This is a genomic window from Granulicella arctica, assembly GCF_025685605.1.
Classification (GTDB): Bacteria; Acidobacteriota; Terriglobia; order Terriglobales; family Acidobacteriaceae; genus Edaphobacter; species Edaphobacter arcticus.
In genome coordinates this window covers 129,151-140,376 of record NZ_JAGTUT010000002.1, presented here as the reverse complement: position 1 = coordinate 140,376, position 11,226 = coordinate 129,151, and the positions used below count along the sequence as shown (strand labels likewise).

Annotated in this window: 10 protein-coding genes; 8 read left to right on the top strand and 2 right to left on the bottom strand. The window is 55.6% G+C overall.

Features of this window, described 5'->3' with window-relative positions:
• Positions 1–136 precede the first annotated feature (136 nt).
• From OHL20_RS20540 to OHL20_RS20520, 5 genes are all read left to right on the top strand, one after another.
• Positions 137–1,255, top strand: a complete 1,119-nt coding sequence (locus OHL20_RS20540) for a polysaccharide biosynthesis protein (protein WP_263385171.1) — start codon at positions 137–139, stop codon at positions 1,253–1,255.
• Complete coding sequence (gene neuC, locus OHL20_RS20535; RefSeq protein ID WP_263385170.1) at positions 1,252–2,409, top strand: UDP-N-acetylglucosamine 2-epimerase; 1,158 nt, start codon at positions 1,252–1,254, stop codon at positions 2,407–2,409. Before OHL20_RS20540 ends, neuC begins: the two co-directional genes overlap by 4 nt.
• Positions 2,406–3,521: a DegT/DnrJ/EryC1/StrS family aminotransferase gene (locus OHL20_RS20530; protein WP_263385169.1), complete on the top strand. Its 1,116-nt coding sequence runs from the start codon at positions 2,406–2,408 to the stop codon at positions 3,519–3,521. The genes neuC and OHL20_RS20530 overlap by 4 nt, the downstream gene beginning before the upstream one ends.
• Before the next feature lie 129 nt (positions 3,522–3,650).
• A complete protein-coding gene (locus tag OHL20_RS20525) occupies positions 3,651–4,031 on the top strand; it encodes a hypothetical protein (protein ID WP_263385168.1) in 381 nt (126 codons plus the stop codon).
• A gap of 291 nt (positions 4,032–4,322) precedes the next feature.
• On the top strand, positions 4,323–6,251 hold the full coding sequence (locus OHL20_RS20520; protein WP_263385167.1) for an ABC transporter ATP-binding protein: 1,929 nt from the start codon (positions 4,323–4,325) through the stop codon (positions 6,249–6,251).
• 52 nt (positions 6,252–6,303) lie between these two features.
• On the opposite strand, the gene OHL20_RS20515 is transcribed toward OHL20_RS20520, so the two are convergent.
• Entirely contained in the window at positions 6,304–8,391 is a 2,088-nt protein-coding gene (locus OHL20_RS20515) for a S9 family peptidase (protein WP_263385477.1), read from the bottom strand.
• Between the two features lie 141 nt (positions 8,392–8,532).
• Between OHL20_RS20515 and OHL20_RS20510 the strand changes: the two genes are divergently transcribed.
• From OHL20_RS20510 to OHL20_RS20500, 3 genes are all read left to right on the top strand, one after another.
• Positions 8,533–9,222, top strand: coding sequence for a DUF4142 domain-containing protein (locus tag OHL20_RS20510; RefSeq protein ID WP_263385166.1), 690 nt, complete (start codon positions 8,533–8,535; stop codon positions 9,220–9,222).
• 84 nt (positions 9,223–9,306) lie between these two features.
• The gene (locus tag OHL20_RS20505) at positions 9,307–10,092 is read left to right on the top strand and encodes a TPM domain-containing protein (protein ID WP_263385165.1); all 786 of its coding nucleotides are present in this window, start codon (positions 9,307–9,309) and stop codon (positions 10,090–10,092) included.
• A gap of 52 nt (positions 10,093–10,144) precedes the next feature.
• Positions 10,145–10,726: a LemA family protein gene (locus OHL20_RS20500; RefSeq protein ID WP_263385164.1), complete on the top strand. Its 582-nt coding sequence runs from the start codon at positions 10,145–10,147 to the stop codon at positions 10,724–10,726.
• Positions 10,727–10,872: 146 nt separating this feature from the next.
• On the opposite strand, the gene OHL20_RS20495 is transcribed toward OHL20_RS20500, so the two are convergent.
• Positions 10,873–11,220, bottom strand: coding sequence for an STAS domain-containing protein (locus OHL20_RS20495; protein ID WP_263385163.1), 348 nt, complete (start codon positions 11,218–11,220; stop codon positions 10,873–10,875).
• Between the last annotated feature and the right edge of the window lie 6 nt (positions 11,221–11,226).

The window sequence follows — 11,226 nt, the reverse complement described above, 5'->3', positions numbered from 1 at the left end:
CAGTCGTTTGCGAAAAAGCTGACTTCATGCGTTCTTACTTGATTATAGAAAGATCATGTCTTTCATGGACAGACTAGGCTGCTCCACATTGCGTACACTACAGATGCTTATGAGAGCACCAATAAACATGGAGTCAATGAGAGATCAAACGGCCGATTGGATGAGCTTTCTTGGCAGGGAACTGGAATGTGCTCATGAGGATTTGCTCCAAAAATCGGTCACAGGAAAGCGCGTCTTCATCACAGGTGCTGGTGGTTACATCGGGTCGGCATTGGCTCGCTATCTTAGCAACCTTTCGGTGCAAAGTCTGACATTGCTCGACATTGCAGAAGGAGGGCTGTTCGAACTCTATTCAGAACTTGAGGACAAAGGGGACACCACTCAACTTACAGCGATTGTAGGTGATGTTTGTGACATGGTGCTTTTACGTGAGATCTTCGAACAGCATCAACCTCAGATCGTCTTTCATGCTGCAGCATGTAAGCATGTCACGCTCATGGAGACAAACCCGTTTGCTGCAATGCACAACAACGTTATAGGAACACACCAACTGCTTGCAGCGGCCAACGATGGATTGGCAGAACAGGTTATTGTTGTTTCCACTGACAAAGCTGTTGAGCCTTTCGGGATGATGGGCGTCAGCAAACGTATCGCTGAACTGCTGGTCGTCGCGAACCCCGGACCTGTACAGGTGAAGGCTGTCCGTCTTGCAAATGTTCTAGGGTCAACTGGTAGTGTCGGTCCTATCTTTGTACGTCAGATTTGTCATGGTGGTCCTGTTCAGATCACGCACCCAGGATGCACCAGATATTTTCTTTCAATCGATGAGGTTGTCCAGCGGCTGATGTCAGCGTTGCTAGTTGAAGGTACCAACTTACTTCTAATCGCGGAGGCCGGAGAACCATTCCCGGTAGTTGGTCTCGCTGACTATCTCATAGCACACATTCCTTGCGTCTCTAAGGCAGTTGAGATCTGCTATATCGGCCTGCGCTCGGGCGAGAAGCTTACCGAGCGCATGGTTGCCTGTAATGAATGCGCAATTGCCTGCGGGATCGCTTCACTCAATCTCGTAACTTGCAGCGACTTGCCTGCAGCAGTATTGATCGATGGGGCTAGTGACGCAATCTATGAGGCCATTCAGTCTCGGAACTTTAACCTCTTGATGACTGCAATCGGAAAGCTTATACCGGACTATGTGTTCTCTACTAAGGGGCATGGCACAGTCGACAAAGGAAAAATGGAGATTACAGAGTGAAGACGACCATTGCAGTCGTTACTACATCACGAGCTGACTATAGCCATTTATATTGGCCACTCCGTGAATTGGATTTACACCCAGATGTCGACCTAAAGCTCATCGTTCTTGCCTCGCATCTTTCTCCTGAACACGGTTATACGGTTCGTGAAATCGAAAAGGATGGTTTTACAATTGCTGCTCGGCTGGAATGTTTATTGAGCTCTGACAGCGATGTTGGGATGGCTAAAACTATTGGCCTGGCCGTGCTATCGCTTACGGACACGCTCGCTGCCATGCGACCCGACCTGTTGCTTTTGATAGCCGATCGTTATGAGATGCTTGCACCTGCAACTGTTGCTTTGGCGTTGCGGATCCCGATTGCGCATATCGAGGGAGGAGAGCTGAGCCAGGGAGCTATCGATGACGCTGTTCGTAATGCGCTCACGAAGATGAGTCATGTTCACTTCACATCAACCAAAACCGCTCGCGAGCGCGTTATGTCGATGGGAGAAGAACCATGGCGTGTGCATCATGCAGGTGCACCATCACTGGATCATCTGCAGCGGAGCAAGTTAGCTTCTCGCGCCGATCTTCAGGCTCGATTCCATATCGACCTGACACTGCCAACCATTATGATCGCGTACCATCCCGTAACGCTATTGACGGACACAAATTCAGAAATTAGTGGATTATTCGAAGCTCTTCGAGAGCTTCAGCATCAATTGATCTTCTGCTATCCCAACGCTGACGCAGGAAGCTACCATCTTACGGACCGTATCCGTCAGTTCATGGCTGAGCGGTCAAACACGTTCTTATTCACCAATCTGCCGGCGGTAGACTACTGGAGCCTTTTACGGGAGGCAACGTTGTTTGTAGGTAACTCCAGCAGTGGCATCATGGAAACTGCATCTTTCGGATTACCAACGGTCAATATAGGCATGCGGCAACAGGGAAGAGAGCGATCCCAAAATGTTCTAGATGCACCCCCAGTCACCTCGGCCATTCTGGATGCTATTCGCCGTGCAGAGAGTTCGGGTTTTCGCGACTCCCTTAAAGAAATGACAAATATCTACGGAGACGGGCATGCGTCCGAACGAATTATTAAGGTACTGACTTCACTGCCGTCACGCGACAAGCTTTTGTTCAAGCTGGTTCCTCAAGGTGCGAGTTGAAGATACCTCTGTCTAGACCCGACATTACTGAAGCGGACATAGAAGAGGTTGTTGCCGTCCTTCGAAGCACGCAACTAAGTCTTGGGCCCAAGATGGAAGAGTTTGAAGCAAGAGTGAGCACTTATATCGGAGCGCCTTACGGTATAGCCGTAAATTCCGGTACATCTGGATTGCACCTTTGTATCCGGGCACTCGGCATCGGACCCGGAGATGAAGTGCTTGTTCCATCTTTTACGTTTGTTGCTGCGGCAAACGCTATTCGATATGAGGGAGCGGTCCCTGTCTTTGTTGATATCGAACTTAGAACTTTGAACCTGGATCCTACTCGTTTGGAAGAAGCAATCACATCGAGAACACGGGCTATTGTTGTCGTACATACATTCGGGGTGCCAGCGGACATGCAAAGCATCCTGCAAATTGCCAGAAAGCATCATCTTCGCGTTATTGAGGATGCCTGTGAAGCTCTGGGCGCAGAGTACCAAGGTACGCGCGTGGGAGCATTCGGTGATCTAGCCGTGTTTGCGTTCTACCCTAATAAGCAAATCACAACGGGTGAGGGCGGGATGATCGTCACTCAAGATCCTCGGTTGGCTGCTGATATAAGAGCTATGCGCAACCAGGGACGATACGTTTCCGACGCGTGGGAGCAGCACTCTGTGCTTGGTTGGAACTACCGACTATCGGAGATCAATTGCGCCCTAGGATGCGCTCAGATGCGGCGCATCGATGAGATCTTGGCAAGTCGACGGAACGTTGCCGAATCCTACAATCGGTCGCTTTCCACACTGAGAGGTGTGAAGGTACCTGTGTTGTCGTATGAGGATCGGTCTACAAGTTGGTTTGTTTATGTGATACAGCTTGACCCGACCTTTGCCAGAGACGAGAGAGATCGCTTGATGCAACATCTCTTGCACCAAGGCATAGGTTGCGGACGTTACTTTGCTCCGATCCATGCCCAGCCAGCTTACAGCGGTGTTTCGGTGCTACATTCTCTACCAAACACAGATTTTGTTAGTCAACGTACCATTGCTCTTCCGTTCTTCAATCGTTTAGCAGACGAAAGCGTCTTCGAAGTAACCGAAGCGTTAGAGGAAGGTTTGTCCCTGCTGTGAGCTTTGGCTGTGTTGTAGGTGAACGCTTATAACTTACCTAGAACTGTCATTACTTTATGAGACCTTGATGGTCGTCAGTCGAGACCCGCTATATCGGGTATGCTGAGATTTCTGGATAGAGGATTTTTAATGGCTAAATTGACGATGGTGTTTGGGGTTTTGCTGGTGGTAATTGCGGTGGCTGGATTCGTTGCTACAGGCAGCGCGCATCCTACGGCGCTGATTCCAGGTGGGATCGGACTACTGTTTGTGGTGTTTGGAGCGTTGGCGAATACGACTGACTCGAAGAAACGGATGTTGTGGATGCACATTGCGGTAACGGTGGCGTTGCTGGTGTTCCTTGGCCTGATCCCGGCAGATATTAAGGTCTTTCAGTTGGCGCATGGGGCTGAGTTGCCGCATCCGATCGCGATCGAAGAGAAGGCTGCTGCTTCACTGCTGGCTCTGTTGTATGTGCTGGCGTGTGTGCGGAGCTTTATCATCGCGCGGCGAGGGCGACTGGCTGTCTAGCCAAGCTTGCACTTTCGGCGCGGCGCGACATTGTAAGGACAAACGGTCTGTTCGCTTGCATAAGGACGGGGCTAAACAGGCGTCAGCAAACAACGGATGGACAGGTTGTTCGGCTCGGTTATGTGGGACTGCTTGGAAAAAGTGGTGGAAGGTCGAGGTCATTACCGACTCGCTGCACAGGTCCGTTTTTGTGACGGACTAAAAAGACTAATGTCCTCTTCGGGAATGACAAGAGAGAAAGGGCAGGACACCTCGGGGCCGATTCGTCGAATGAGGAGATAAACTAGGAGAATGGCGTCTCCTTTGAATTCTTCGAATTACGGCGGCACGGGAGTGAAGGCGGCGGACCGGCCTGTGCGTGGAACGAGTCGGTCGACGGTAGCGGAGTTGAATGCGAAGCGGCCCAAGCCCCCGCTGAAGAAGGTGTTGCCGGAGGTCTGGGCGCTGGTGCAGCCTAGACTGGGTATTCTGTCGGTGAGCTTCGCTCTGATGATTGTGAACCGGGCAAGCGGGTTGGTGCTTCCTGCTTCGGCGCGGTACTTGATTGATAACGTCATGGGCAAGCATCAGTTGACTCAACTTCCGCTGATTGTGGGAGCGGTCGTTGGGGCGACACTGCTGCAAGGGGCGACGTCGTACACCCTTACGCAGGTGCTCTCGAAGGCTGGACAGCGTCTGATCGCGGAGTTGCGGACGAAGGTGCAGTCGCATATAGGGCGATTGCCGGTGGCGTTTTATGACGAGAATCGGACGGGTACGCTGGTGGCGCGGATCATGTCCGATGTAGAAGGCGTACGGAACATTATTGGCACTGGCATCATCGACTTCTTCGGTGGGCTGCTGACAGCTATCTTTGCATTCCTCTGGCTCCTCCATCTGAGTCCGCGCATGACGATGCTTACATTTGCGATTCTCGGGTTGTTTGCGTTTGTGGTGCTACGGGCACTTAAGGTAATCCGGCCAATCTTCCGGGAGCGATCAAAGATTAATGCCGAGGTGACGGGAAGGCTGACGGAGTCGCTGGGCGGCGTGCGCGTGGTGAAGGGGTATCACGCGGAGGCGAGTGAGGCGAACATCTTCGCAGCGGGTGTTGAGCGGCTGCTGAAAAATGTGATTTCTTCGATTACAGCGCAGTCGTTGATGAGTTTGGCGTCGACGGCGATCCTTGGCTTAGTTGGAGCGCTGGTGATGTATTACGGCGCGAGACAGGTCGTGTCGGGTGCGCTGACGACGGGCGGCTATGTGACGTACACGATGTTTCTCGCGTTCATGATCGCCCCGATTGTGCAGTTTGTGCAGATCGGGACCCAGTTGACAGAGGCAATGGCGGGGCTGGACCGAACGAACGAGATCCTCGGAGAGAAGGAAGAGGATTCGGAGCCAGGACGGACGGAGGTGCTGCCCTCGATTCGCGGGGATGTAGCGTTTGAGAGCGTGACGTTCGCGTATGAGCCGGGCAAGGAGGTTCTGCACGGGATGAGCTTCGAATCGAAGCCGGGAACGGTGACGGCGTTGGTAGGGTCGTCGGGATCAGGTAAGTCGACAATCATCTCGCTGATCTGCGGGTTCCATAACGCGACTACGGGACAGATTTTGATCGATGGGGTGGACCTGTCGACGATCCGGCTGAGCAGCTATCGCGAGCAGCTTGGCGTGGTACTGCAGGAGACGTTCCTGTTCGATGGAACGATTCGAGAGAATGTGAAGTTCAGTCGACCAAATGCTACGGAAGAGCAGTTGATGGAGGCGTGCCGGATTGCTCGGGTGGATGAGTTTGCGAACCAATTTGAGGAAGGCTACGAGACAATTGTTGGGGAACGTGGGGTGAAGCTGTCGGGTGGGCAGCGGCAGCGCATCTCCATTGCGCGTGCCATTCTGGCTGACCCGCGAATCTTGATTCTGGATGAGGCGACAAGCTCGCTGGACTCAGAGTCGGAGGCGCTGATCCAGGAGGGGCTGAGCTATTTGATGAAGGGGCGCACGACGTTCGTAATTGCACACCGGCTGTCGACGATCCGGCGGGCAGAGCAGATACTAGTGATCGAGCACGGGAACATACTCGAGCGTGGGACTCATGAGGAGCTGTACGCGCTGCAGGGGCGGTATTACGAGCTTTACACGCGACAGCATGGGGTTGAGCGGAATCTATTCCTGGCTCCAGGCGAAGGTGATGGCGGGATAGCGAAGGCTGAGGATGCGGTTGAAGCGGTCAAGGTCTAGTCGTTGGCTCCGTTCCAAAGAATGACCTCTGCGGAAGGGAGCCGGGGCGGATTTATGCTTCGACACCTAGCTGGGTGAGCAGGAAGGCGTAGTCGAAGGCAGTTTCTTTGAGGTAATCGTAGCGGCCCGAGGCTCCACCGTGGCCTGCGTCCATGTTGATGTGGAGGAGGAGCGGGGTGGCATTTTGTTTGAGAGTGCGGAGCTTGGCTACGTACTTTGCAGGCTCCCAGTACATGACCTGTGAGTCGTTGAGGCTCGTTTTGACGAGCATGGCGGGATAGTCGCCGGGAGCGAGATTGTCATAGGGCGAGTAGGCGCGCATGGTGTGGAAGGCGGCTTCTTCGTTGGGGTTCCCCCACTCTTCATACTCGGCTACAGTGAGGGGCAGGGTGGCGTCGAGCATAGTGTTCATCACGTCTACGAATGGAACGTGGGAGAGGACAACGGCGAACAGGTCGGGGCGCTGGTTGACGACTGCTCCCATCAGGAGGCCGCCGGCACTGCCGCCTTCGATGGCAACACGCTTTGGATCGCCGTAGCCTTGCTGGGTGAGTTGCTCGACGGCTGCGGTGAAATCGGAGAAGGTGGTTTGCTTGACGGCCATCTTGCCTGCGTCGTGCCAGGCGTCGCCGAGTTCGCCGCCTCCACGAATGTGGGCGTAGGCGATGACGACGCCACGGTCGAGGAGCGAGAGGCGCGAGGAGCTAAAGCCGATCGGAAGTGGGTAGCCGTAGGAGCCGTATCCGTAGACGTAAAGGGGATTCTTGCTGTCGGCATGGAAGATATTGCGGCGATAGACGAGGGACACTGGAATTTTGACGCCGTCGGCAGCGGTGATCCAGACGCGGTCGGAGCCGTAGAGGGTGCGGTCGAAGTTGCCGGGGACCTCCTGCTGCTTGAGAAGGGTGGAGGTGCTGGTGGAGAGGTCGTACTCGTATACGGAGGCGGGGGCTACGAGCGAGGTGTAGCTGTAGCGGTAACAGTTGGTGTTGAACTCGCGGTTCGCGTGGCTTCCGGCGTTGTAGGTGGGCTCCGGAAAGACGATAGGCTGCGGCTCGCTGAGGGTGCTGTCGGGATGGAACGGCTGGATCTCGATGACGGGAAGGCCGTGCCTGCGGCGCGTGGTGACAAGGAAGAACTGGAAGAGGTCGAAGTCTTCAAAAGGAGCTTCGGGATCGAGGGGGAGGAGTTCGGTCCACTGCTCGCGGTCAGGAGTGCCGACGGGAGCGATGACGAGGCGGAAGTTCTTGCCAACATCGTTGGTGCGTATGTAGAGGAGGCCGTCGCGGTGGTCGGGGTAGTACTCCTGATCGTCGAGACGAGGGGCGATGAGTTGGAAGGTGCCGGTAGGGTCGTCGGCAGAGAGGATGTGGCACTCGTTAGTGGTGTGGCTACCGGCTTCCATCAGGAGGTACTGGCGGTCGCGGGTGCGGCCCACGCCGAGGTTGAAGCGCTCGTCCTTCTCTTCGTAGATGAGAACGTCGTCTATTGCAGGCGAACCGAGCGTGTGGCGGAAGAGGTGGTCCTGGCGCTTGGTGGTCTCATCTTCGGTGGTGTAGAAGAGGGTGTTGGAGTCGGCTGCCCAGGCAATAGAGCCTACGCGCTGGGCGGTGTCGGGCAGGTCCTTGCCGGTGCGGAGATCGCGGATGTGGAGGGTGTACTGACGGAAGCCGGTCTCATCGGTAGAGTAGGCGAGGGTGCAGCCGTCGGGGCTGACAGCCATGCCGCCTAGGGACATGAAGGGCTTGCCTTCGGCCAGAAGGTTAACGTCAAGGAGAATCTCTTCGGCGGCGGGCTTGTCGCGCTCACGGCGGGCGGCGGATTTGCGGCAGTGGATACCGTACTGTTGTCCGGCGACGGTGCGAGCGTAGTAGAACCAGCCGTGGTCGGGGTAGGGAACGGACTCGTCAGTCTCCTTGATGTGGGAAAGCATCTCGTCGTAGAGTCGGGACTGGAGTTCGAGGGTGGGAGCCATGAAGTCGAGTGCGTGGGCGTTCTCAGCTTCGAGATGGGCGATGACCTCGGGTGAGGCTTTGTCGCGCATCCAGCGGTAGTCATCCTCAAGCGTGATGCCGTGCAGGGTAGAGGGTTCCGGCTGACGGCGAGCAACTGGGGGCTGAACGGTCTGGTGCTGGATCATCAAGTGGCAGGCTCCGATGTACAGGATAACAAGGTTGCGGCGTGCGATACGCATGGGCAGGCAACCAAGGATGTGCTCGCTACACCCTACTTAATGTATGATCGGCGGCGCTGTACGTTGGCTGTCCAGGGAGTGTGCCAGATGAATCTAAATATTGTTCGGTGTGGCGTTCTGTGTGTGGCAGGCTTCTCAGCGACCACGCTTGTAGCTGCGCAGCAGGGATCGTCGATGTCCAATAATCAACCAAATCAGCCGAATCAGCAGCAAAATCAACAGCAGAACAACACCGCTATGGGAACCGGGATGGCGGGGACAATGAGTGGTGCGGCTGGAGCCAACGATCCCACGGGGCAGATGATGAAGGATAAGATGTTCCTGCGAAAGGCTGGTGAGGGTGGGCTGGCAGAGGTGCAGCTTGGCCAACTTGCGGCGCAGAAGGGTAGCAGCGACGACGTGAAGCAGTTCGCCCAGAAGATGGTGGACGACCATACCATGCTGAATAACAGCCTGAAGCCGATCGCGGATGACATGGGTGTGCGGGTGCCGACGAAGCTGACGAAGAAGGACCAGGCGGAGTATGACAAGCTGAATGGACTCTCCGGGGATGACTTCGATAAGGAGTATCTGGCGTACATGGTGAAGGATCACCATGAGGACGTCCGCGACTTTCGGGACGAGGATGAGCAGGTGACGGATTCGAATCTGAAGCCTGCAGTGGAGAAGGGCTTGCGGGTGATTCGGGATCATACGCGGATGGTCGACAAACTCGCGAAGGCTAAAGGCGTTGCCACGCCAGGACGTGGCGGAGCGACTGCGCCACCGGCCCAATAAGTGGTTCCAGATTAGGTTTGTGCATGAAGGAGAGTGCTGCGTGCACTCTCCTTTGCTTCGTGGGTGCGGCGTAGAATGCAGGTAATGAAGCGTTTTTTACGATGGGTGGCGATTGTCTCCCTTGTGGTGGTCTCGGCTGCGGGTGCGCATGCTGAGAAGATCAAGGACCTGCCGGCGCCCACGTCGTATGTGAGCGACTTCGCGGGAGTGCTCGATCCGGCGACGAAGCAGTCCGTTGAGGACCTTTGTGTCGCGGTCGATCGGCAAGCCCATGCGCAGATCGCCGTGGTGACGATCAAGACGCTGGATGACGATCAGCCTATCGAAGAGGCAGCTACCGAGCTTGAAGAGAAGTGGAAGGACGGGGCGAAGGGAACGGATCGCGGCGTCCTGATGCTGCTGGTGATGAATCCGGTCAAGGGCCGGATCGAGGTTGGCTACGGGCTTGAGGGAATCCTGAACGATGCCAAGGTTGGCGATATCGGGCGGGCGATGGAGCCGTATTCCAAACAGGGTGACTACAACGAGGCGATTCCCCTTGGAGTGCAGCAGCTTGCCTCGGTGATTGCGGCGGACGCGAACGTCACCTTGACTACGCAGACCCATCGGTATCATCGGGTGCAGCAACAGCAGGTGCCGGTTCATTTGAGCTTGATGCAGATCGTGATCGGCGGCGGTTTACTGCTGCTGGTGATCGTGATCCTGGCGAGTACAGGGAACCTTGGAATTCTGTGGTTCATCCTCGGGAGCTTGTTGGGTGGTGGTGGAGGCGGCGGTGGTGGTGGTCGCGATGACGATCGGGGCGGCGGCGGCTTTGGCGGGTTTGGCGGCGGAAGTTCTGGTGGCGGTGGGGCCAGTGGGAACTTTTGAAGGTGATTTGTTGTATTGGACTTAGAATCGAATTGAAAGAATTGAGGATTACATGAAAGCTTTATGGGCGTTTCTCGGCGTAGCGGCGTTGTTTGTGATCGTGCTGCTGTTTGCGGGCGGTAGCTACGTCAGCTCGAAGAACCAGATGGTTGCAAAGGATCAGGATGTCAAAGCGGCGTTCTCGGAGATCGATGTGAATCTGCAGCGCCGGGCCGACCTGATCCCGAACCTGGTTGCGACGGTGAAGGGTTACGCGCACGTCGAGGAGAACATCCTGACGGCGATTGCGAATGCTCGCGCTGGCTTGATGACGGCGAAGACGCCGGATGAGAAGCTGGCTGCGAACGATCGGTTGAATGTCGCCGTACTTCCGTTGCTGCGAATGCAGGAGAGCTATCCTCAGTTAAAGAGCAATGAGCAGTTCATGCGGTTGCAGGACGAGCTTTCCGGGACGGAGAACCGGATTGCTGTCGCGCGTCGCCGGTACAACGAGACGATTCGTGACTACAACACGTTCATTGGACAGTTCCCGAACAGCCTGTTTGCCAACTTTGCCGGGTTCCACCCTAAGAACGAGTACTATGCGGCGGATGCAGCTTCGAAGACGGCTCCCAAGGTTGACTTCGACAAGTAGTTTCGGCTGGGGCTAAGGACGCCCTAGCGCCGGGCGGGCGCCACTTCGCGGGGTACTGACGCTTCGCGTGAACAACCACCAAACATCGGCTCAAACCATAGAAAAGCCGTCGCATGACGCGACGGCTTTTCTGCGACCCAGAGGCGTTAGCTGGTGAAAGAGGCTACAGCGGAGGCTTCGTCGTCTTTGACGTCGAAGACGGTGTAGAGCTTGGTGATTTGGAGGAGGTCGTGGACCTTCTTGGTCAGGTTGAGGAGCTTGAGCTCGCCGCCGCCATTCTTGACCGTGGTGAAAGCGCTGACCAGTTCGCCGATGCCGGAGCTGTCGATGTAGCTGATGTCGCCAAGGTTCAGAAGGATCTTGTTCGAGCCTTTGGCCAGAACGTCACGGACGGCGTCGCGGAGAGTGACGCTGCCTTCACCAAGTGTGATGCGACCGCTAAGATCCAGAATGGTAATGCCGTCCACCTGGCGGGTTTTAACTTTCATGCTCATGAATAC